Here is a 22,504-nt window from a genome sequence, read left to right as displayed (position 1 = left end):
AAACCGGCAAACGCGCAGCCGCCGCGACTGCCCGATTGGCGTACGCTTCACCCTGACGCGGAACGAAGGCTTGATGATGCGAATGGGATATCATGGGGTACTATGGGCGTCAACGGGAGCAGGCATCACAAACGCGCGCGCCACAACCAGAAAGAGCAGGCTGACGCCACGTCCCGTCTTTATCGTCTATTAAGCCTAACGAAGCGTTATCGTTAGACCGTTGAAATCATTGAGGCCCGTTACCGCTGATTTTTCGAAGTCGCTGTGCCGCAGGCACTTTTCGAGAGCGAAATTATCGCCTTGCGCGGATCACCCGCTGGCGCTCTTCCTCTCGCTCGATCGGCCATTCCGAATGTGGGAGCGTCATGGAATGATGAACGAAACCGAAGTTGGTCGATGCCCGGCCGGCATCACGGCAGCGCGAGCAGAAGAAATGCGGCTTGAGATCCTGCTCGAGGATCGAGTGATCCATCCCCAGCTTGCGCGCCAGCTGCACCAGGTTGATCCTGGTGCTGTGACCGCAGCCGTATTCGTGGCAATGGATTGTGACTTCGTGGCCCAAGGTGAGCAGCTTGCCGATGCTATCGATCGACAACGGATAGGTGATTTCTGGGAGTTGGAATGGCATCTGACCGATATGGGAACTGAGAGCGCCGAGCTCAATCTGCCTTGAAGCCGCGGATCGTGCCATGCCGGAGCTTTGGCTCATTTCGCAGATATCGGACATCGGCCTTGATGGCGCCCGGCTTGATCCACTCGATGGACGGTCCGGCAATCGCCCGCGGTACGCCAGGTGGTTCCTCTGCCCGTGCCTGTCTCACCAGTTGCTGGAGGCGATCGCGCAGCTGCTTGGGCAGCGTGATCGTCGGCGAGCCAGCATAGCAGCCATTTCTGGCGACAATGCCGACGGCCGGTTTCCCCGGAACGCGCTTGATGCCGATGAGCTCGAAATCGCCGGTCTCCCAGCATTTCGTTTTCACCCAAGCCTCCGTCGACCCGCTTTTGTACGGACTGCCGGACCGCTTTGAAACCATCCCCTCGAGTCCCATGCGCTCGACCGCCGCGAAGAACTCGGCGCCGCCGCCGGCGACGTGCTGGCTATATTGGATGATGCCGTCGGCGGGCTTGACCAAATTCCAGAGGATTTCCTTGCGCTCGATCGCCGGCCGCGCGCGCAAGTCCTCGCCGTCGAGATGCATGATATCGAAGGCGACGAAGGCCAGCGCTTCGGCCTGCCACTTCATGCGCGATGCCATCGCATGGAAGTCCGGCCGGCCGTCGGCGTCCGGCGCGATCATCTCTCCATCGATGACGAAGGCCTTCGCCGGAAGCTTTTCCCCCGCGGCGACGATCGGCCAGTAGCGCTTCGACCAGTCGTGCCCGGTCTTGGTGAGTGCTCGAGCGCCGGCCCAGTCGAGAATGAGCTGCGTGCGGAAGCCATCGTACTTGATCTCGTGGATCCAGTCATCGCTGACCGGCGGCTCCTCCACCTGGGCAGGCTCCATCGGCTTGATGAACTTCAACCGATCGCGATTTACTCGACTACGCATCAAAAACGCCTCAACTCTGAGACATTTTAGCAGTGAATGGTTACGCATTCACCATCGCCGCACGCACCGCTTGCAGGCGCTATTCCATCAGTCTATCCTAAAAATACGGGGATAACGGCGGCTTGGGGAGTTGCTGCGATGCTTCGCGTCTTGCGAAATTTCTGGAATGACCAGCGCGGTATCGCGCTCATCCTGGTAGCGATCATGCTACCGGCCATCATCGGCATGTCGATCCTTGCGATCGATATGAGCCGGGCGAACAACCTTCACAACGATTTGCAGAAGGGCACCGATGCGATGTCGCTCGCCGCGGCGGCCGAACTCGACGGCAGATCAGATTCGATCACCAGAGCTGACCGCGCGCTGGCCACACTGGTCTCGAACCACTACAAATTCGGCGGATCGACCGGCGTCGACCAAGTGCTTCAGGCGGCCGGCGTGACTCGACGCTATCTGCGGTCTCTCCCTGCCACCGACGATCTTCCTATCACGTCCGCCAATGTCATCACCGACGAGGTGGCTGGCGCGCTTGAGGCGAGATATATCGAGGTAAGGGTTACGCCGGTCGGCTTTTTCGCAATGTTCCCCGTCTCTTTCTTGAGCGGGAACGACGCCGACAATTCGTTCAACGTCGGCGCGGTCTCGGTCGCAGGCTTTTCACGTGGCGTCTGCGACTTCACGCCGGTCTATATCTGCAACCCATACGAGGGTTCGGGTGACAGCATCTATTCTGTAGCGGCTGACCCGGCAAAGCGCCGGCGCCTCATCGAGCTTCGCCAGCAAGGCGGCTCAACGGCTCAGAACTCGCCTGGTAACTATGGCTTCCTGCAGCCACCGGACGGCTCGACCGGCGCAAACGTGATCAGGGATATGATCGCGAAGACAAAATCGGCGGCGTGCTATAATTCGCGCGGTGTACTCCTTCGACCGGGCTTCATCGCCACGGTCCGGGACGCGCTTAACGTCCGGTTCGACGTCTACAATGGAGCGATGAACGGCAACAAGAACGATCCTGACTACGCGCCCGGCGAAAACGTGCGCAAGGGCTATCAGATGCTGTCGAAAGGCAGCGGGAGTGCTTGTAATGCCGATCTCGCCAGCCCGCCTGATCCCACTAAGTATGATGCTTTCCCGCGCGACAACTGCTTTTCGACCGGCTGTTCGATAGCCAATGGGCGCGTCGGCGATGGCAATTGGGACTTCAACCGGTATTGGAGCACCAACTTCGCCACCACGACAAACCCGGTGGCTATATCCCCTCCCCTTGGAGCAGACGGCGTGAGCCCCGCCAGCAATACAAACCAGCCGACCCGCTACAGCACATATCGCTACGAGATCGCGCAGGGTATCGTCGGCCACCCCTCGAACGGTGGAGAGACCGGCACACCCGCCTGCTCCGCGAATAAGGTCTCCGATCCCGACAGGCGCATAATCTATGGCGCCATCTTGAATTGCCAGGCGCTTGCGGCGGCCGGATTGATGGGCGGCGGCGCCTCCTCGCCGCCGCTGCCAGTCGAAGCCTTCGGCAGTTTCTTCATCACCGAGACGGTCGAGAGCGGCTCTGATCAGACCATCAGGGTTGAACTCGTCGACGTCACAGGACGAGAGGGCCAAGGAACCCTTGACAACTTCCTCCGCGATGAGGTCCAGCTCTACCGATGATCAAAGCCATCATTGTCACCGCTATCCTGATCGCCACACCAGCCGCCGCCGAGGAGATGTCGCAGTCGGCGTGCAATGCGCTGAGCGATGCCGCCGGCAACGCCGCCGGAAATATGAACGGCGTGATCAACCAGCTGGGCGGCGAGGCCTTTCGAAATGCCATGCCGGTGATGCCGGAGAAAGCCAAAGCCCCGGCCGCCGACGTCGAGGACGCCAGGGTCGCGGCGCAATTCGCGCTGAAGGAATACCAGAATTCCCTCAAGCGCTTCTCGGCCTCAATCCAGAACTGCGGGCAATAAAAAAAGCCCCGCCGGCCGAAGCCGACGGGGGCCGCTGATCTTGGGAGGATCAGAAATCAGGCAAGCGTGAAGTCGACGTAGTATTCCTTACCGACCTCGAACTGGATCGCTGCATCGGGATTGTCGACGTTCATCTTCAGGTCGGCCCATGGGGTCGCCTTCGTGAACCGCCCATTCTCGGACTGGATGTCCTCGGAATAGACGGCATGCATGAAGACGGTGGTGCCTTCCTTCGCGCCGCAACAGAATTTCGCTCTTACTCGGGCCGTCATCGGTCTTCTCCTTTTCAAAATACCCGGAACCGCCGGGCGCGGATTCGATCAAAGATGAATGACCTCGAGTCCGATCGCTTCCGCCAAGGCGAGCTCGGCGCGTGCGCCGCGGGAATGCTCCCAGCCAGGCAGTAACGCGATCGCTTCGGCATGACGGCAGATCCAGTCGCAATCGTCGGCGAGCGCGATGCGGGTCGAAAAGCCGTGCTCCTTGGCGGCGAGGAGTTCGCAGCCGGCAGCGTTGCCCTTGGAGATGTCCTTACCTTCTCGAGCAATGTCGCGCTCGGCCGGCGAGAACACTTCATGCCCCTCAGCGCGGAGTTTCGCGGCCGCAGCATGAAAGGCTGGATAGTTGAATTCGGGAATGCCGCGCATCTGCCCGGCCAGGTACGTCCTCATCGTGCCACCTCGCGCACGAGATAGGACACGGCTTTCCGAAGCTGAGTGAGACTGCCGTCGTTGATCAGCTTGTGGTCTTCAGCGATCCCCGCCTGGAATGCGTCGCTCTCGCACCCAACGGGCCCGACATGCCCCGGGCGCTCGACGCGGATGATGATACCGCCGGCGGACCGGAACCAATCGGCCTCATAGACAAGGCTCTCGGCGATCAGCCTCGCCGTCGGGTCGGCGCGCTTGTGTCGATCTACCTCGGTGCCGAGCGTCCATTCCACACCAAGCGTGGTTCCCATGAACCGGCCGAATTTTTCCATGAAGAAGCGCGGCGACGCGCGGCCGGGTAGAAGATCGGACGAGATGTCCTTCAGGCTGCCGTAGACCATTTCGTTGGCCTCGGTCGACGTTGCCCCGAGATGCATGAAATACGCCAGCGTAGCCGCCTTACCGCCATCGAAAGCATGGATCCGTCGGAAGCCGAAGCTTTCGACCAGCATGTTCGCAACGGTGCTCTTGCCGACATTGCGGGCGCCGGTGAGGCCGATCATCATGAGCGAGCACCTCCGGCGCGCACGCGCATCACGGGCTTGCCAAGACGCCCCTCCTCGATCATAGGCGGCTCATAGAGCGTGCCTTCCTCCGGGACGCCGAGGAAGAGCTCGTTCCATGCGATAACGCCAAGCCGCTCCTCAACGATCAGGAGGTTCTGCGAGGCTGGCGCCGGATCGGCCTTCAGTTGTCGAGCCGCGAAGGGATTGAACCCGACCACCGACCCGTTGGCGAAGCCGAAGGGAATCTTGACCGATGTGTGGTTATGCCCCTCGAGGACATAGTGGAAGCCGCGCCCACGCCGGGAATAGGTGGCATGGGTTTTGTACATGCCTCTCACCTGCTTGTAGACGGGCCCATAGAGCCCGCCAGAGCCACCTACGCCTTCATGACCATGCTGGAGCAGGAACCACCAGCCATAGACATTGAACAGCGCTTCGCCCGAGCCGGTGTAGTAGAACTTGGCCCAGTCCTGTTTGCCTAGAATTTTCTCGATCGACCATGAGATCATCATGTCCCAATTGTCGATGGCACCTTCGTTGACGTGAGGCTTCTGTGTCAGCCTCGCATGGTTGCCGGGCGAGGTGTAGACCCGGACAGGAACGCCAACTTCCTGATGGAGGAATTTGATCCCGCCTGCCGTCAATTCCGAAACCAATTTTACACTTTCCACGACAGGCATGGCGCCGCCGCGGCGCGACTCTTCGCGCAGATTGCCATCGATCATGTCGCCGCCGAGACAGATGATGATCTCTTCGACGGGGTCACCGCTCCAATGTTCAGTAAGCAGGGACGCCGTTTTTTGGAACAGGCGATTCATACGAGCTTTGCAGATCTCGCCCGAATATGAATTCAGTCCGTCCATTTCGTAGAGGTCGACACTCTCGCCGCAATGGACATCCGAGATATGCAGGATGGAGGTTCGCTTGCCCCCCTTCTTTGATCCAAGTGCCGGACTGATGATCGCTGGCGCTTCGAGCGCGTCGGCGAGTTGCATGATCGTGCCTCGCACGTCCTGAAGCGTGATGATCTGGTCGAGGAGATCTCTCTCGCGGCGCTTCAGAGAGGCCACTTCCTGCTCTAGGCGGCGCTCGCGGATGCGGTCATCAACAGTCGGCTCGGCGCGCGACTCCTTTACGTCGTGCTCGATTGCCGCAGCGTTTTTTGCCTCGCGCTCCAATATCTCTGCCGACTTATTGATGTTTGGCTCAGCCATTTCCTTGGCGGTGATGAAGCCCCTGCGCTGGGCTTGGTTGAGGCGATTGGCCATCGTGCTTCTGAAAATTCCCAGAGCAAGAGCGGATGCTGTCTTTGACCCGTATTTTCGAAAAACTTCGACTGCCTCGCGGCATTGTTTATCCGTGAGTGGGACACCCATATGGATTTCTCCTGCGATGAATTCTAGATTCAGTAGTCCTCGTCTTCGCCCGGATCTCTCTTTGGCGGCCATACCCGGCGCGCGATGGCGTCGGCGGCGATATCGGAGATCCACATGGCCATCGCTCCAATCAGGAATGCGATGGCGTAGGTGGCTGTCTGGTCTGGTTCGGCTGGCAGCGGCGGCCAATCGTAGACACGCACGATGTGCACCGTCGGTGCCGTCAGATAGGCGGCTGCAAGACAGCCGCAGATCGGTGACACGAACATCTCGCGCAGCTTGAACTTCTTGCGCGAAAGGGCGCGCAGAAGGCCGCCAGCGGTGCCAGCGGCAAGGACGGACGGGTCAATACCCAAAGCAACGAAGACATCGTGAAGTGTCATGGTGGCGGCCCCCGAAATGATGGAACTTACTTCTTTGGCTCTCGAGCCCGTTCGTTGCGGTGATACCAGGCGGCACACCAGGCAATCTGACCATTGGCACCGCCGAGGGCGTTGTCAGTTTTCTTCGTGGCAGTGTCGAAGCGATCGCCCATGGTCACGCCGCTATGCCATTGCCGCTCGCACTGGGGTGGATAGGGAGGCATCCGGCGCGCGTCCTGCACCACCTTCTCAGCGGCCGCGAGCGCTTCCTTTGCGGCGTCGGCTTTCGCCTTGTCGCTGTAGGCTTGGCCGAGCAGCCACTTATTTGTTGCGCAGCCCGTCAAGGAAATGCTGATCAACACGGCAGTCAGCAGGAGGAGGACGGCTTTCAATCTCGGCGAGTTCATCCGACATTTCCTTCTTTTGGGCATCGGTGAGGGTCAGGCGCGTCTCCAGTTCTACGCGCGCCGAGCGCTCTTCGTCTGCGATCTTGCGCTGTTCATCGGCCTTACTATCGCTCCAGGCGCGCAACCGGCGCTCCTCAACCAGTTGCGCGTTCAACGCATCCAGTTCCGCGCCGGCAACGAGTTCGGTGACCGCCCTATTCACCGCAATACGGACCGCAGATGTACGGTCCCACCAGATCCAGCCGCCGGCGATCAGGAAGACCCAGACCGGCAGCGTGATGCCAAAGGTGAGGATCGGACGGATGACTCTCCAGATCGCAAGAACCACAGTCATGGCCGCATCCCTCGCACATACCCGGAGATAACTTTGATGGTGATCAAAAGGCCGATGACGCCACCAACCATGAGCAGAGCGAACCAGATGGCCATCAGTTCAGTCCCGAGACGCAAAGCTCAGCCTCGCCGAGACGCTGCGCGTCGCCCATCTCGCGGCGTTTCACCAAGCCTGGCAGCACGTCGCCGCCCGCCTTGTTCCATGCTGTCTGGGCTTCGCACGCCTCGCGGTATTGATGCTTCGCCACGAACTCCGCGGTTCGCGAACCAAGCTGGCCGCGCCGCGGCTTCTTCGAACCCACCCCGAAATTATAGGCACCGGAGATCATCGAGGACTGTACCGAGATCGGTGCCTGCCAGTAGTCCTTCACGCCGTCGACGAGTGGCAGGTAGAAGTCATGGGTGACGCGATTGATGAGCATGGCGTCGCACCCCTCAAGCGTCTTGCGCATGCCTGGCTTCACGCCCTTGGTTTCGCCCCAGCAGATCGTCCACACCTTGACGCTGTCTTGGTAGGCGACCAGCCGAAGACCTTCCCAAGGCTTGATCAGCTTGTCGACTGCCAGCCGCACCGCCGGCGGCGTATAGCCCTTGGCGACCGCTTCATGAATTGCGACGACCTGAGGATCGGGCTGACTTGCGATGTATGCCGTCCAGCCACTGCTGGCCGCGAAAAGGATGGCGCCAGCAACGGCCGCTTTGCCGCGGGACGTCTTGGCAATCTTACCGATCGGCATCCGGGTCTCCTGAGTTGTTTCGGCGAAGTTTCTTCTGGGGAATGAGGCGGAGCAGCGGAATCGCGGTCGTCAGCGCGCCATTGAGGATGATCAGCCAGATCGGCGGAACCGGCAGCGACGCCGTGATGAAGTAGACCACTGCGGAAACGCCGTTGAGCAACGCAATGAGGATGGCGAGCCGGATGGTCCAAGCGTGCTTGAGCACCGCCCACCAGTCGTCGATGAGGCGCATGACGCATGCTCCGATATGTCGAAGGAATAACGGGATATATTTCGGATGAACCCATCGCCCGAAGGGCTTATGGATGTTCGCCGGATAGTTAACCGGCCGATTTCGCTTTAGTGATCAGCAACTTACAACCGCGCAAATGTCGATAAGCGCTATATCGCGGTTAACAAATTGCTAATTTTCCTTTGACGCCAATGCTCTGTCGGGAGCAGGATCGCTCTGGGACCGGGGGATGAGCTTGAAAGCACCTCTGTCCGGGTATTGGGTAACAGGGGAAATTCACATGACGAAGCTTCTCAGCATGGCCAAGGCATTCCGTGACGAAGAGTCCGGCGCTGCCATGGTCGAATATTCCATCCTGGTCGGCATCATTGCAGGCGCCGCAATCCTGGCGATCGTCGCCATCGGCCTCTGGGTGAGCGGGCGCTTCACCGGCCTGTGCGGTATTCTTGATGGCAACGGCGTGACTGCCGCCGGCGGATCCGGAACCTGCGACGCCACCACTGGCGCAGGCAGCTAAGTACAGACAAGCGCGCCGCCGTCGATTGAACCCGAACGGTGCGCATGGCCCGAAGCAACGCTTATCGGTGAGCTTCCCGGTATGCCTGCCCAGGGAAAGGAAGGAGCCGGCGTCTTTTCACGCCGGCTCCTTTTTACGACCTGGGAAACGCTTTAGTCGGCACCGATATTGATCCATCGGTGTCATAGCGGCAGACGCCCTTGGTGATGCGTACCTCATCAAGCCAGCCATTGAAATTGGCTGTTGCGAATGATCGGCCAATTTCAAAAGCCCCTGTCGAATTGAAGATGGAGCTGTCCGCGGGTGTTTTACTGTCGTCGAGCGTTCCATTCACCCATAGGCGAATTTTCCCCGAAGCATTTTTCGTTATGGCGATGAAGTGCCATGTGTCGAGAGCCATCGCAACGCTGCCGACACCAACGCCGGTGACAGCTGTTCCGTTGGATGTATAGTTGAAAGATATGACCGAAGTCGGAGCGGCAGTAAACGTCGAGTTTATATACCAGCCGATATTGCCGGAGGCTGGAGCCTGCCCCATGACCCGCTGATTCGAAACATTGGCATGCGGCCTGATCCAGAACTCGATCGTGAACTGGTCAGAATTGGCGTCTGAAAGATCCCAATCCGCGCTGTCCGCCATCGACAGATAATCGCCACTTCCATCAAAAAGACAGGACGAAGAGCCGAATTTGGCTTGCGCTGTATCGATCTGAGCGTTGCCGTTGAATGTGACCGAGCGGCCGACCGGGCTCTCGTCGGTAGTGGTGGTAGCACCGTCGGTGCCCTCAAAGCCGAGCAGCAGTTTAACGCTGGAAAAGTATTGATCAGGTGCCAGCGCATCCGCGAACTGGTCAATGGTGATCGAGAATGGTCCGGCATCGGCATTGTTGAACCATAGCGCGACGCCGAAGGTGGTGACGCCGGAGACATTGGAGAATGGCGACAATGATGCGTCGGAAAACTCGGTGTTCCATGTCGATCCGTCGACGCTGGATTTGAGAGTGCATGTCGTGCCGTCATCAGAGGTAATCAACCGGATATAGTTTGGCCCGGCCTGCGTGCCAGAGGCGGCCGCCCCGCCATCGTTGACAGTGTGCCCTGTCTGGGCGTTCCATCCGCTCGGCGGAGTGCCATAGACTTGGTATTTGTTCAGCCCAGTCGAGCCGTCACCGCGGAGACCAAAGATATGGAAATCGTTACTGTTCTTGAAGCCGAAGCCGACCATAGCCAGCTTGCCCTGCTGGGCGAGTTGAGAGAAGTTTGGCGTATAGCGGAAAGTATATTGTCGCCCTGCGGCGACGGTCGCCAACGGGACAACGAATTTACCAAACGAGCCTGACTTGACCTTGCCCTTGATCGTGGTGTCGCCGCTCGATGTCGTGGTGACGACCGGCTGATCGACGAAGCCGCCATCACTGACGCCACCCGATCCTCCAGTATCGCCGACGATAACAGCGCGACCGGGACCGCGCCGGCCAATCATGTGAGGAAGCATTCAAACCTCCAGTCGCCAGCGCGATACATTGATGTCGTTGATAGGAGGTCACCGCTACCATCAAAGAGAAATTGAGGCGCAGCATGGACGGGGATCACTGCGCAGGCGGTGGAAGGCTCATCCTGTTCGCCGATCAGAAAGACCACGCCCTCGAACGGGTCGAATTTGATCATCAGGCGGAGCCCTGGAAGCCTTCAAGTGTGGCAATCCATGTGGACTGCGCAAGCGGCGAGGCGATAGCCTCGAGCGTCTGCAGCAGGCCAAACACGGTCTTGGCGCCGGAGGTCGGCAACGTGATGATACGCGAGCCCTCATCAGGAACGAAAATGCCGCCACTACCATCACTGAAGGTGCGCATCGTCCCGGAAAGCGACCCGATGAAGGTTGCGCGCGGATTGGAGAACGCGGCATTGTCGCCTGCCCCCACCGTCGGCGAGGCTCGGAACAGCCACATGCGCAGCGCCTTGCCGGCGACGCCGGTATCGGTCGTGATCAGCCGCAACCGTTCGATGGTGACTAGATCGTCATTGACGTCTGACATGCTGAAGGAGAACGGTGTCACCGACCCCGCCGTCGTGCTGTTGGCGATCGCGTCATTGGCGGCATAGGCGTTGGTGTCATTCGGCCGCGTCATTGTCGCCGCAGCGGCCTCGATGAACTTCGTCTTGACCTTGCCGATCAGATTGGTGCCGGAGCCGACGACCAGCGTGCCAGCGATCCACTGCTTGATCAGACCGCGCAGATACTGCTGCAGGGTGCCGTTGGCATCGGTGATGACGGCAGCGCCGGAGGTCGTGCCGAGTATCCCCTCAAGACCATCGACCAAACCGGCCAGCGTGGTTGCAAGATCGGTATGCAATAGCGCGAGAGCAGCAGCATCCTCAGTCGATAGCACGACCGGTTTAGAGTCCGCGGCCGCGGCGCGACCGGGTGCCAATGGAGTCTGGATAGGAACAACGTTGCCGTTGGCGTCCTTGACGTCGATGGTCATATCAGTCGTCCTCCAAAAGGATCAGCAGCGCGCTGTTCTCTTCTTGTGAAAAATCAAGGGTTCCAGGCGGCGGTTCAGAATCCAGAGTCGAAGCCGAAAGCGTCACCGACGAATTCAGATCAAGGCGCAGTTCGAGCGTTGGCATGGCGGTTGCTCCGCGAAAATAGGCTATGAGTTGCTGGTCGCTTAGACCTTCAGCGCGAGCGTGAAGCCCACCCATTCCTGAGCGGTCGTCGTCCAAGCGTCAGGCGCGAACGATGTGCCGTCGAGCCACTTATCCGCGAGGTAGACGCTCGCCCCGTCGGCCGATCCGACTTGGCGGATAAAGCGATTGGTGTTTGCGGGTCCGGAGCTCGGTGAGCCAGCCGAACCGTCTGTGCAGACGACACTCAGGAAAGCATATTTTCCATCGCCGCCACCGGGCGAGAACCCAGGCGACTGCGCATTGGCACCGTTGCCGATGACGTAACCGCCCTCGATCGATGTCGCATGCGGATAGGACATCGTCACATAGGACATCTTTTCCGATGACGAACTCGAGAGCGTCAGGCTGTCCGAGCCGGTGGCAATCTTCCAGAGCCAGACGCCGACGCATGCGCCATTCGAGATCTGTTGGTCGCCGATCGTCCAGCCTGTCCCCGCCGAAATGCCGATCGTCGGCGTGCCGTCGAATGCGGCAAGTACCACGATCATGTCGCCGACATTGGCAGCAGGCGGACTTACCGGGTGCGACGTGGCATCGGCACCTGAACTGTTGGTAGTGAAGCCGGCCCATGACGGCCAATCACCGATGTCGGTATCCGCATCGATTTGGGCCGTCGTCTTGGCCGGGAAAATCGCGATCGAGCGGACTCGAGCGTTCTGGAGATAGTATGACCAGTCCTCGACGGTGAAGATGTCGATCTCGACGACAGTGAAGTATCCGCCGCTATGGGTGGTTGTCGTGCTTTGCGCTGGCCCGCCGTTCGTCGTGGACGCCGTCCGCCAGGAGCCGCCGCCGATATCCTCGAAGAGTGTAAAGGCCCGGCGCTCAATACCTGCCGATACAGTAGTATTGACAGTGCCCCCGACCTCTGTGAGATCGTTGCTGTCCCCGACATAGAGGTGATAGCCGTCATAGATGTCGGCGTAGATGGCGTTGACCGTCGTGTTGGCGTTGGTGCCGTCCATGATCTGCATCACCGGACCGGTGGAATAGACGGTGCCGGCGCCGATATCGGACTTGCTGTCGATCGTGAATTCGACTTCGACAGTGACACCACCAACCGCCAAGAGCCCGGTGAAATCGGTGAACATGTCGCCGATCATCTTCGGCCAGTTGCCTGTGCCGAGCTTTAGACCGTCCTCGTTGACATCGGCGAGATTGATCCCGCTCATGATGTCGGCCGCTGCGACCTCCGCACCGCGCGAATAGAAGAAATTATCGACGAAACTCGCGTAGGCTACGGCACCGGCCGGCGGCGTCGGTCCGCCGCCACCCCCGCCGCCGCCAAACGAGATAAAGGAATTCAGAAGGCCCGTCACGATAGAGTGCCGATGAAGACGAGTTTCAGACCGGCGGCACCCGCTCCAGCGTCGTCGATGTCGACTGACACCTCTGCATCATCGGTCATTGCCGTCGTGCTTAACACCGCCGCCGTCGTGGCGGTCGTTGACGTCTTCTCGAGCGCATCAACAGTCAGTGGAGTTGAGAAGATGGACACGCCGTTCTGATTGACGTCGACCTGGACGATGCCGCCAGAATCGGAGGCTGTGTTTAGCGAGGCGCGAACGCTGGATAGCGTGAAACCTCTCGGCCATCTGAACTTCACCTTGGCGGTGCCAGAGGTAAGAACTGTGGTCTCATCACTGACAGCTACAGGGTAGTCGTAGGGCTGCGACGGTGCCGAGCCGCTGGCACCGGCCGCAGTGCGAACATTGACGCCGTCAGATACGAAGGTGGCGACATCGCCATTTGCCACCGTCGGCGGTGTGGCGGACTGTCCCGACACCTGAACTGTGACCGTCTGTCCGCAGCTGTTGAGCACGGTAAATAGCCCACGCTCTTCGGCTGGAACATTCAGCGTAACGGAGCCGCTCGGTGCTGGCGAACCGGCAATCAGCTTGAGATATGAGCCCTCCCAGAAGGCGGCCGACGTCAGCGTCTCGGTCGTGCCATCGATCGAAACATCGACGAACCCAAACGCTGCGGATTCGATACGATTGTCGCGATTGTTGACCGCCGTGACACCGTCGGTGACCTGCGCCTGAGCGACCGGAACCGCCTGCGGTATCTTCTGCTCGATTGTCATGGATTACCTCAAAGAGGGATGATCGCCTCGGCGACGTGTCCGCGGCCGGCGACCGCCGAGATCATGTAAATACGGATGGTTGCCTCGGCCGGCGGGGTGCCCCAGTCAGTCACCTTCTGCGCGGCCGTGTAGGTCCATTCGTTGGCGGTGACTGGATAGGTGTGAAGCGCCGTATTTGGCGAACCCGCGTCCATCACGTCGATTTCGAAGGCCAGCGTAGCTTCACCGCAGTCAGGCGCAGAACTGAACATTTCCCAAGCCGACAGGCGGCTGCGATAGTCGAACGTGACAACTGTGTCCCCAACGGAAAGCTCGCTGGCGATGTTGACCACGGCATATGGTTTCTCGGCGGCACCAGGAATGGCGTGCGCGATGGCAACGGCACTGGCGAGCGACCCGCCGAAGCCGACGGCCTTGTAAAACTTCGTCAAGTCGAGATCGGTCGTCGGATGAAGAAGCTTCTTCACCCATTCCGGGCTGATCAGGACGAAGAGATCGCCAGCCTCATGCTGGCCGCCATAGACCTCCGTGCCGCGCCAGCCGCGCACAGGAAAGCCGGACATCGTATAGGTGCCGTCTCCATTGTCGACGACCGTTGTGAATCCCAGCCCCTCCCAGCGTCCCTCTTTGCCGACAAAGGCAAGGTTGCTGCCGAGCATGACCTCCGCCTCCGTCGCCGCCGTTGGCGCATCGCCGGAGATCTTCCGGACTACGATACTGCTGGAAAAGTCGCCAGCAAACGGATTGGGATTGTCTGGAAGCGCAGTCGCGCAGCTGCCGATGAAGGCCGTATGCGGCGCTTGATCGTACATCACGGCGAAAGCGTTTGCGGTATCCCCACGATAGAGCGAGCCGCCGCCCCAATTCGGCTGACCGCGCCCGGCGACGACACCATACTGAACCAGCGAAGTGCCGCCGGCGTCGTCGGCGTAGCGCAAGAGCGGAATGTCGAGATGCACATACTGCGATTGCAGCGAGACCGAGTTGATACCGGAGAACCCTGAGTTCGAAACCGCTGCCACATCCGCCGAGAGTGACGTCTGGAAGTCCCGCGCCTCGAACTCGATGACCAGATTTTCCTTGATGTTCACCTTCGCAAGTTCGACGGTATAGGTGATGTCGCCTGAAGGTACGCTGATGACGTCGCCCGGGATTAGATGCGCAAAATCGGAAAAGGTCGAGAAACGATGCGCCCGTTCCTTAGCCTGCTGGCGCCACAGAATTTCCCAGACAAGGCGCTCACCATCGGCATCCGAAAGCACCATAGACGTGGAGAAATTCACCTCCTTCGTCGATCGAGTGACATCGTAGAGTTCGTCGAAAGAATCCGCGTAGACGGTGCGCTGCTGATAATTGTCCTCCTTTGAGGTGTATTCCAGCGTAACCCTTGCGACCCTGGTTAGGTCGCTGTCGTCGTCAGAGATGATCGAGCCGTTGGCCTTGAAGACGAGATCGGTATCGGCGAGCGCCTCGTCAACCACGAACGACCCGTCAGTTGGCGTTTTCCGGAACACGATCTCGTTGCCGACGTCAGACCAGACAAAACCAAGCGGATCCTGATAGGTCCGCAGCAGCGTCCGAATGCTGGTGTCCTTGTCGATCACGTCTCCCCAATCGGAAAGACCCTCAAATCCTGAAAAGCGGACATGATCGACCATATAGGGCCCAAGAACGGTGATGAGATCCAAGATATGGTTGCGTGTCGTGATCTGGCCCGGCGTGGTTCCTGGAATCGTATATTCGGTCCACACGGTGTCGCCCGCCGCCATGAAATAGGACAGGCGCGCCTGATCGTAGAAGCCGTAGTCGATCTGCTGTCCAGTTTCCGAATTGACATCTGCCAGCTTGGTTGCGGTGTGCGCAATGATGTCGATTGCCCAAAGATCCTCGGAGCTTGAACCGGAACTAAACAGCGCATAGCCTGGCCGTGGGTAGCTGTTCTCCTGCTTCCCAATAATGCCGTCCAACGGAAACAGCCGCAGGGAAATCGTAAAGGCTTCAGCGATAGATCCCGTGTCAGGAGTAACAAGATAGACATTGAAGGTGCCAGAAGGGATCTCCTCAAGCACAAGTAGATACTCGGTCAGCGGATCATAGTGGAGGCCGGTTATAGTGCCGACCCCCTGATATGCGGTTTGGAAAATCCAGCCATCTCCATCGAATACGGCTTCTGTAATAGTGTTGCCGGTCCTAACAAAGAAAGAAGCTGAACTCGTCGAGACCCGTCCGCCACTGCCAACCGTCGATGTATAATCGACCGGCGAGATGAAAACATCTATGGTGCCAAGGGCAATGTCGATGGTGGCGAATACCGGGAATTGTCCGCCGCTGGTGTCGAGATCGTCGCCGACCATGACCCAGATGTTTCCAAAGGCTTCTGCGGCCGACCAGACTATTGATTGGTTCGACGCCTCCCGCCATTCGGCGACTATCTGACCTGTAACGACATTGTAGACCCGCGTCGGGGAGTTCAATTCTCCGCTGAGAGCAAACCGAACAACAAGATAACCCGACCCCGGAAGGGTCGCATTGACGAAAGCTGACCCTCCAAAATAGAACGCCGAGTCTTCGAGCCCAACGCGATAGAGTTCGACATGGTTGACAGCATCGAGCACCGACAGCATGCACTCCGTACCGGAAATTTCCAACCCGGTCAGCACCTGATAGATGACAGCATCGACCGGATCGTAGCAGGCATGAAGATGCGCCTGCATCATGGTATCCGGCGCAGCGCCGATCCAGGCGATCTCCTGCGTCGATCCGTTGTCGGTCGCAGCGTTCGAGATCACCGCGGTGATCGTCGGTGCCTGCCCCGCCGGATAGTCTGGCAGAACCAAGAGCACGTCACCGGTGTGCGCCCCAGCATTCGCGCCAACGATCTGCTGGACAACGGGGTCAACGGTTGTCTGGAGGCCATTGTAGAAGCGAAACTCGATGCGCGGGATGGCCCCATTCTCAGCGTCGAAGACGACTTCTCCATCCGCCTCAATTCTGATGATGTCGTAGCCGCGGCCAAAATAATCCCGAGCGAGGAGATACACGACATCGATCGTGGCGACTGTGGTCGGCTCCGGATAGGTCAGATAGAACTCAGACCCAACACGGTAGCCTTTGTAGGTCGTCGTGACCGTCTTGGCTTGGCCATAGACGGGGATGCCGTCGACCCGGCCTGTGCCTATCACGGCAGCCTTCGGGCGACCTATTGCCGGAGGGGTAACGAGACCGGTTCGGCGAGTGATGGTATCATCGACACGGGGAGGTAGCGGGGTCTGGACCCAGTGGCCGACGGTGACCTGAGTACCGGGCAGAGCCATTACTTCAGCCCCCCATAGAGCTCGCCAGGAGTGTGGTCATAGCCGGAGAAGCTATTCTTCCGTCCATTTTGGACGCAAACCAGACGCGTCCGGGCGCAACCGCCGTGCATCACGAAGGCATCACCAATCTCGACATCGAGAGAGAAACCCTCTGCCAGTTCGACCAAACTCGACCCGCTCGTCCATTTCCGAATCTTGCGGCTGTCGCCCGCGTTGGCACCAGAAGTGAATTTGATGGCGCCGCCGAAATTGAAGTCGATGTTCGTCGGGTTCGAGATCGCGACCGTGAACTTGCCGTTGCTGGTGACCGTAGCGATCGTGCCAGACAATTCTCGAGTGGAAAGATCGAACCCGCAGGCCGCCGACCCGAAGACGTGGTTGCACTTCGGCTGAATCTTGTCGAGAACAATATCACCCAGTTGCTCGCCCTTGGTGGCGAATTCAAGCGTGCCGGAGATGCTATCAGAGAACGACACCTTCCCGATGAAGCCGGTCGCCATGATCTCCCGATAGTCCGGGTTGTCGATGTCGGCCAGGTAGAGAACGGCAGTTGCCTTGCGCCATACGCCGCGCTTGACGTCCTCCGAAAAAATCGGGCCCTGATCATCGACCGGGACGGTCACATCCACCGTTGCAGGGAATCCATCCAGCGAATAGGTCACACTGGTCATGTTGAAGCCGGGATCGCCGAGATAAATCTCAGACGGGCTTCCGGCCGTCATGACCATTTCGCCGGACGAGCTGAGGCGCACGACCGCGCCAACACGATTGGTGACCTCAATCAGCCAGACGGGCGTAACGGTGTCCCTCTCCAGCATGGTCTGGAGTTGGGTCGGAAATCCAGATCTCGGCATTAGGCGTTTATGTCCTCGATCGCCGACATAGTCTGGATCGTCGCGTAGGCACCGTTCGGGCCATCAATCGTGACGCCCTGTGCCGAGGCCTCCAGCCGACAGGCTACGTAATAGCGGCCGGTCCACGTCAAGGTTTCTCCGACTGCCCATGGCGCGGTCGGCACGACAAGTCCATCGACTTTGCTGGCAATCGCTTTCACCACGCCATTCGACTTGACGACGATGTCCCCGTCGTCCTCATCAAGGAATTTCACCGGAAAATCGTATGGCCGCGTGCCGCCAAATGCGATCACCAACTGGATGCCATTTGTGGTGCCATCGCCGGTTCCAAAGACCTGGTCTTCGACCGAATAGTGCCTCCAGTCCCTGATCAGGGCCGGGTAACCGCTGCCGCGGCATTCCTCGATCTTTTCGACGATCGCGCGGAAATTGGCGACAAGGCCGTTGTTGTAGGCAAAGGACAGTCGCCGAAGCGGCCGGCTACGGCGAACGATTGATCGCACGCCGCCGCCGTTCATCTGAATCAATTCAGATGCGAAGTCGGGGGTCTCGGAAACAAACCCGAGCGCCGCCGATTTTGGAAAGATGGGATAGGTCATGTCGACAACTGACTCATTGCGCCGTAGACGGTGCGCACGAATTCATAGGCCGCCTGCCGACCCGCCTCAGCGCCATCGGTGATGCCATTGACGTTGATATCGCCAACGACGATGTTGCCAATCGCTCCGGATTGTCTGCTGGTCTCCTGCGGTCCGAGATTGATCGTCGGCCTTTTGAGATGGCCGATGCCCCAACTCGAAACGTAGCTGCCCGTCTCTGGGCTCCATGCGTCGCCGAACATGTGCGACTCTTTGGAAATATTGCCGGTGTTAAGGCCACCGTCAGGGCGCCACCCGTAAGGGTCATTGCCATTCGGTCCCATGCCGACGGTCCCTTCCCAGAGGTCATACATCCCCCTGTAAATCGCCGTGCAGGCAGACGATACCTGGTAGATGCCGGAGCTAACATTCGACAGTCCGCTGGTCACGCTCTGATTGACTGTATCGACGCTTTCTCCCACCGCATTGGTGGCCGCCGTTGTCTGATCCTGGCCGAAGCGCGTGACGGTTACGCCGTTCTCGATCGCCCGGGTAAAGCCAGCACCGGAGGTGCCACCAGAATCGCCACCGAACCTGTGAATTCTAATGCCTGTGGCCTCGTCGACGGTTAGCGTTCCGGTCAATCCGGCCCTTGTACTGCCGCCCAGCGTCCCCTGAATCCTCTTCAACAGATCCAGCGCACCTGTCAGTTTGGCGATCTTGGCAATGGCCTCCAAGACGCTCCGGATGAACGGATTGAGGGCGTCGTCGTTGGCACCAAGGGCTTTGAGTTTTGCCTCAATTTCGGCCATGCCGACGGCAAGATCGTGGGCGCTGAGTTTGCCCTTGGCCATGCGATCGGCGAGATTGAAGATGCCACCGGTTACGGCCGCGATTTCATTGCGCACGTCGGCCGTGTTTTCCAGCTTGCCAAACAGTGAGCCACGAGAGGCGAGAACCAAACGCTCCAATTCGCCGCGATATGACGTAAGGGACGTCTCGACGTCCTTGATGTTGTCGCGATTGGCGATGATCTGAGTAACAACGTCGGCTTGAGCGCTCCGGAAGGACGCGAGCGACCCGATGGCACCATTCAAGGATACGACATATTTGTTGACTGCGGCCCGGGCAGTGACGCCAAGCGAAGAAGTATCGCTTTTCAGATCTTGGATTGCGGCATCGGCACGTTGGATCGCTCCGGCACCGCGGTCGAAATCCACAAGAGCCGATGCCGCGGCGTTGACCTGACTCATATCAACGCCGGCAATCGTGCCGTACTTCTGCCGGATGCTGTCGAGGATCGAATCCTGCTTCTCGAGGATGGAGCGCTCGCGCTCGCCGATGACCGAGCGATCGGCCTCCTTCTTGGCAAGATCCGTCTGCTTGGTCAGCATGTCGGTGACGGCCGCCACCTGAGTCGAAGTCAGACCCTTCTTCGAGAAGTCGATCGCCGGCGCGATTTGCTTGGCGGTGGCGAGCAGGCGAGCAAACTCACCCGACGTCGCTTCCGTCGATCGCAGCCATTCGTCCGAGCTCGAATTGATCGTCTGAAGGACGGAACTGACGATTGCGACATCGCGAGCCTCGCCTTCGAGCAGATCCTTGTTATCCTTCATGATCGCCGCGGTGCGCGTGCGAATATCGGCCTCGGACGACGTTTCGCCATTGATATTCTGGAGATCGACCAGAAGACCTGCGGAAACCTTCCTGGATTGCTTCAACGCCTCTTCGTAGAGCCCCATGTGGTCAATGGCGGATTGGGCGACGCTGTTGATCTCCGCCTCGACGTTGATATTGCCGAGACCGCGGTCGAGCGTGGTCTGCAACTGCTGCGCCCGAAGATTGCTCTTGTTCAAGGCAAGCTCGAACTTGCCGGCCTCGCTTACGGCGTCGGACAGTTTTTTGATCTGATCGTCGTCGAGGAATTTAGCCTCCGGCAGGGCGCGAATTTCGCGATTGACGAACTCAAGCTGGACCTCGCCGGCACCAATACGCTTGATCAGGTTGTTGATGCCTGCCGTCGCGCTATAGAACAGGTCGACGAAGTCGCTGCGGCCAGCCAGCTTCGAGTTCACAAGAGGGTCGAATGCGCGCGTCAGCGCGTCCTGAATCCTGTGCGATTGCTGATCGGCGCCGTCGGCAAAGAGTTTAATCTGGCTCTGAGTTTCCTCGAGATTGCCCTTCAATTCGTCGGTCCGCAGGCTGTCTTCCGCGACCTGGCCTGCACCGCCGCCGGCGCTCGCGACGTCGCCAAGCACATCCTTCAAGGCCTTCTTCGTGTTCTCCGCCTGCTGGGCTGCCTCAGCCGACCTGATGCCGAAGATGGTCATTGCCAAGGTGGCTGCGGTGAAGGCAACGCCCCACGGGCCGCCAAGGAACCCAACCAGACCAGCGCCGGCATTCTTCAGCAGACTCAGCGACTGACGGAACGTGCTGGTGCCTTTGACCGCCGACGCAAGTGATACCGTGGTGTCCTCTAGACCAGTCCTGAGGCCGCCGAGAGCCGCCTCGGCGGTGCGGATTTCGGCCGCCTTGCCGATGGCGCCTACCTCGCCCAGCGCCGCGCGCGCGCGCCCGACGCGTTGCGTCTGGTCATACTCGTCGGTAAGGAGTTTCGCGGTCTGCTTCGAGGCAGTTTGGGCAATGGCCTGATACTTGGCGCGCGTCTCGGCGGCCTTAGCTTCGGCATCGCCGATCTTACCGGCGAGCGCAACGCGCTGGTTGCCGATGGATTCCTCGAGTTGGGAGGCCTTCGTCGTCTCGGCGATCTGCTGCTGGCGGATCCGGGTAATGTCCTTTTCCGCTTCCTTGACCGCACCGATATTCGCGACGTTGAGCGTCTGCTGCCCCTTCGCCGCTGTCAGGCGCGTCTCCGCCCTCTGCAACTCATTGGTAAGCGTCGTCTGCCTGGCCAGGCTGTCCTCGATCTTGCCTTGCGTCTCGACGATCTTGGCCGCGGCCGAAATGGTCGACTTCGAGGATTTGACCTCAACGGCGTTCGCGGCGTTGACGGCATCGCGAAGGCGCGTCGTGGTGGCGAGGCGATCCTCGCGGATCTTGTTAAGCTTGGCCTCTTCGCGCTGAAGGATCTTGAGATCCGATTTCGAGGCGAATTCGAGGTTGTCACGACCTTGCAGACTGCCGAGTGCGCGCGTGCCGCGGTCGATCTGTTGGACAAGGTCGTGCTGCGCCTTGGTCAGCTTCTCCACCTGGTCGCGCGCATCGGCGGCTCGCCGCTTCACCTCTCCGAACGTGGAATCGATGCCCTTGCTGACGCCGCGGCCAGCCAGACGTCCGGCGAAGGCAGAGCCAAGCGCAAGGCCCAGCGTTACTGCGCTGCCAGCGACCTTGTCGATATTGTTCGCGAAAGCAAGGATGCCGCCTGACACGACTCGCGTGAGGCCATAGGTCTTGTCGAGCGTGCCGATGTACTCGGTAAGGCGGTTGTCTGCCTTGACCAATGACTGATCAATGGTCAGCACCGATTTGCCGAACTGCTCGTCGATACTGCCCTTGATCTTCGACAGGGCGCCGAGCACCTTATCTGCGGTGAGCTCGCCGGCGACGCTCATCTGGCGCAATTTGCCGATGGTGACGTCGAGACCCTTCGCCAAGGCAAGGCCGAGCGGAGTCTCAAGCACTGCGCGCAGTTCTTCACCGCCAAGCCGGTTCGAGGCGATCGCCTGCGAGAACTGGATGGCGGCCGATGCCGCTTCCTGCGCCGTAGCGCCGCCGAGAGCCAGCGCCTTCTGAATGGTTTGGACGTATTCCAGAACCTCCGAGTTGGCCTTGGTTGGGGCGGCCTTGGCTAGGCGCGAATAGAGCACGGCCGTCGCTTGGAGCGACGAGCGGCTGTTGTCGGCCGCAGCCTGTACTGCCGCCAACTGGCCAGCAAGATCGGCCGCATCGTCGGAGACGACGCGAATCTGGTTGGTCAGATTGTTGTAGGTGTCCGCGTAGCGCAGCACCAGATTCGACGACAGCGCAGCGGTGAGACCGCCAAACACGGCAGTCGTCGCCAACATGGTGCCGCGAAGGAGGCCGACGCGATCATTGACGCGCTCGAAGGCGCGCGAGACTGCAATCAGACCATAGGGCTTGATGCCAGAAGACGCAGCGGTGGTCTTGGCAAACCTGGCAACCGAAGCTTCGGCAAGACCAGCTTCCTTGCGGATGTTGGCAGCACCGCGGGCAGTGATCCTGTCCGCGAGCGCCCAGCCGGACGCATACTGCCCCACGTCCATGGTTAGCGAGGCGTAAAGCGACCCGATCGGTGTAGCCATAGCCTGC

24 protein-coding genes are annotated in these 22,504 nt (G+C 59.6%); 4 read left to right on the top strand and 20 right to left on the bottom strand.

Going from position 1 to position 22,504, the window contains the following annotated elements:
- Window positions 1-370: 370 nt before the first annotated feature.
- Window positions 371-673: a hypothetical protein gene (locus EJ071_RS20010; protein ID WP_126099416.1), complete on the top strand. Its 303-nt coding sequence runs from the start codon at window positions 371-373 to the stop codon at window positions 671-673.
- Here EJ071_RS20010 and EJ071_RS20005 read toward each other — a convergent pair.
- Complete coding sequence (locus tag EJ071_RS20005; protein WP_245459926.1) at window positions 660-1,550, bottom strand: RNA ligase family protein; 891 nt, start codon at window positions 1,548-1,550, stop codon at window positions 660-662. The genes EJ071_RS20010 and EJ071_RS20005 overlap by 14 nt on opposite strands.
- Window positions 1,551-1,688: 138 nt before the next feature.
- On the opposite strand from EJ071_RS20005, the gene EJ071_RS20000 reads away from it, so the two are divergent.
- Complete coding sequence (locus EJ071_RS20000; protein WP_126099415.1) at window positions 1,689-3,212, top strand: TadE/TadG family type IV pilus assembly protein; 1,524 nt, start codon at window positions 1,689-1,691, stop codon at window positions 3,210-3,212.
- Complete coding sequence (locus EJ071_RS19995; protein WP_126099414.1) at window positions 3,209-3,511, top strand: hypothetical protein; 303 nt, start codon at window positions 3,209-3,211, stop codon at window positions 3,509-3,511. Before EJ071_RS20000 ends, EJ071_RS19995 begins: the two co-directional genes overlap by 4 nt.
- Before the next feature lie 56 nt (window positions 3,512-3,567).
- Here EJ071_RS19995 and EJ071_RS19990 read toward each other — a convergent pair whose 3' ends face one another.
- The 9 genes from EJ071_RS19990 to EJ071_RS19950 form a co-directional block, all read right to left on the bottom strand.
- Window positions 3,568-3,783, bottom strand: coding sequence for a hypothetical protein (locus EJ071_RS19990; protein ID WP_126099413.1), 216 nt, complete (start codon window positions 3,781-3,783; stop codon window positions 3,568-3,570).
- Window positions 3,784-3,831: 48 nt separating this feature from the next.
- Window positions 3,832-4,182, bottom strand: a complete 351-nt coding sequence (locus EJ071_RS19985; RefSeq protein WP_126099412.1) for a DUF4406 domain-containing protein — start codon at window positions 4,180-4,182, stop codon at window positions 3,832-3,834.
- Window positions 4,179-4,727 carry a hypothetical protein gene (locus tag EJ071_RS19980; protein WP_126099411.1) on the bottom strand — a complete coding sequence of 183 codons (549 nt, stop codon included), beginning with the start codon at window positions 4,725-4,727 and terminating at the stop codon, window positions 4,179-4,181. The genes EJ071_RS19985 and EJ071_RS19980 overlap by 4 nt, the downstream gene beginning before the upstream one ends.
- Window positions 4,724-6,103, bottom strand: a complete 1,380-nt coding sequence (locus tag EJ071_RS19975) for a metallophosphoesterase (RefSeq protein ID WP_189521135.1) — start codon at window positions 6,101-6,103, stop codon at window positions 4,724-4,726. The genes EJ071_RS19980 and EJ071_RS19975 overlap by 4 nt, the downstream gene beginning before the upstream one ends.
- Before the next feature lie 29 nt (window positions 6,104-6,132).
- Window positions 6,133-6,486 (bottom strand): hypothetical protein, encoded by a 354-nt coding sequence (locus tag EJ071_RS19970; protein ID WP_126099409.1) that lies wholly within the window; start codon window positions 6,484-6,486, stop codon window positions 6,133-6,135.
- Window positions 6,487-6,512: 26 nt separating this feature from the next.
- Entirely contained in the window at window positions 6,513-6,824 is a 312-nt protein-coding gene (locus EJ071_RS19965; RefSeq protein WP_126099408.1) for a hypothetical protein, read from the bottom strand.
- The gene (locus EJ071_RS19960) at window positions 6,787-7,206 is read right to left on the bottom strand and encodes a hypothetical protein (RefSeq protein ID WP_126099407.1); all 420 of its coding nucleotides are present in this window, start codon (window positions 7,204-7,206) and stop codon (window positions 6,787-6,789) included. The genes EJ071_RS19965 and EJ071_RS19960 overlap by 38 nt, the downstream gene beginning before the upstream one ends.
- 94 nt (window positions 7,207-7,300) lie before the next feature.
- On the bottom strand, window positions 7,301-7,942 hold the full coding sequence (locus EJ071_RS19955) for a lysozyme (protein ID WP_126099406.1): 642 nt from the start codon (window positions 7,940-7,942) through the stop codon (window positions 7,301-7,303).
- Window positions 7,929-8,174 carry a hypothetical protein gene (locus tag EJ071_RS19950; RefSeq protein ID WP_126099405.1) on the bottom strand — a complete coding sequence of 82 codons (246 nt, stop codon included), beginning with the start codon at window positions 8,172-8,174 and terminating at the stop codon, window positions 7,929-7,931. Before EJ071_RS19950 ends, EJ071_RS19955 begins: the two co-directional genes overlap by 14 nt.
- Window positions 8,175-8,454: 280 nt before the next feature.
- Here EJ071_RS19950 and EJ071_RS19945 point away from each other — a divergent pair, with 280 nt between their 5' ends.
- On the top strand, window positions 8,455-8,691 hold the full coding sequence (locus EJ071_RS19945; RefSeq protein WP_126099404.1) for a Flp family type IVb pilin: 237 nt from the start codon (window positions 8,455-8,457) through the stop codon (window positions 8,689-8,691).
- Between the two features lie 133 nt (window positions 8,692-8,824).
- Here EJ071_RS19945 and EJ071_RS19940 read toward each other — a convergent pair whose 3' ends face one another.
- The 10 genes from EJ071_RS19940 to EJ071_RS19900 are packed head-to-tail and all read right to left on the bottom strand — an operon-like array spanning window position 8,825 to window position 22,497.
- Window positions 8,825-10,186, bottom strand: coding sequence for a LamG domain-containing protein (locus EJ071_RS19940; protein WP_126099403.1), 1,362 nt, complete (start codon window positions 10,184-10,186; stop codon window positions 8,825-8,827).
- On the bottom strand, window positions 10,171-10,359 hold the full coding sequence (locus EJ071_RS19935) for a hypothetical protein (RefSeq protein ID WP_126099402.1): 189 nt from the start codon (window positions 10,357-10,359) through the stop codon (window positions 10,171-10,173). The genes EJ071_RS19940 and EJ071_RS19935 overlap by 16 nt, the downstream gene beginning before the upstream one ends.
- Window positions 10,359-11,177: a hypothetical protein gene (locus tag EJ071_RS19930; protein ID WP_126099401.1), complete on the bottom strand. Its 819-nt coding sequence runs from the start codon at window positions 11,175-11,177 to the stop codon at window positions 10,359-10,361. Before EJ071_RS19930 ends, EJ071_RS19935 begins: the two co-directional genes overlap by 1 nt.
- Window position 11,178: 1 nt before the next feature.
- The gene (locus tag EJ071_RS38625; RefSeq protein ID WP_189521133.1) at window positions 11,179-11,322 is read right to left on the bottom strand and encodes a hypothetical protein; all 144 of its coding nucleotides are present in this window, start codon (window positions 11,320-11,322) and stop codon (window positions 11,179-11,181) included.
- A 41-nt stretch (window positions 11,323-11,363) separates the two neighbouring features.
- On the bottom strand, window positions 11,364-12,701 hold the full coding sequence (locus tag EJ071_RS19925; protein WP_126099400.1) for a hypothetical protein: 1,338 nt from the start codon (window positions 12,699-12,701) through the stop codon (window positions 11,364-11,366).
- Window positions 12,698-13,468 (bottom strand): hypothetical protein, encoded by a 771-nt coding sequence (locus EJ071_RS19920; RefSeq protein ID WP_126099399.1) that lies wholly within the window; start codon window positions 13,466-13,468, stop codon window positions 12,698-12,700. Before EJ071_RS19920 ends, EJ071_RS19925 begins: the two co-directional genes overlap by 4 nt.
- 8 nt (window positions 13,469-13,476) lie before the next feature.
- Window positions 13,477-16,782 carry a phage tail protein gene (locus EJ071_RS19915; protein WP_126099398.1) on the bottom strand — a complete coding sequence of 1,102 codons (3,306 nt, stop codon included), beginning with the start codon at window positions 16,780-16,782 and terminating at the stop codon, window positions 13,477-13,479.
- A complete protein-coding gene (locus EJ071_RS19910; protein ID WP_189521131.1) occupies window positions 16,782-17,600 on the bottom strand; it encodes a DUF2163 domain-containing protein in 819 nt (272 codons plus the stop codon). Before EJ071_RS19910 ends, EJ071_RS19915 begins: the two co-directional genes overlap by 1 nt.
- 35 nt (window positions 17,601-17,635) lie before the next feature.
- Window positions 17,636-18,235 carry a DUF2460 domain-containing protein gene (locus EJ071_RS19905; RefSeq protein ID WP_126099396.1) on the bottom strand — a complete coding sequence of 200 codons (600 nt, stop codon included), beginning with the start codon at window positions 18,233-18,235 and terminating at the stop codon, window positions 17,636-17,638.
- Window positions 18,232-22,497, bottom strand: coding sequence for a tape measure protein (locus EJ071_RS19900; RefSeq protein WP_126099395.1), 4,266 nt, complete (start codon window positions 22,495-22,497; stop codon window positions 18,232-18,234). Before EJ071_RS19900 ends, EJ071_RS19905 begins: the two co-directional genes overlap by 4 nt.
- Window positions 22,498-22,504 lie beyond the last annotated feature (7 nt).

Source organism: Mesorhizobium sp. M1B.F.Ca.ET.045.04.1.1 (assembly GCF_003952465.1).
Classification (GTDB): Bacteria; Pseudomonadota; Alphaproteobacteria; order Rhizobiales; family Rhizobiaceae; genus Mesorhizobium; species Mesorhizobium shonense.
The sequence above is the reverse complement of the archived record's forward strand: the minus strand, read 5'-3'. Positions and strand labels throughout refer to the sequence as shown.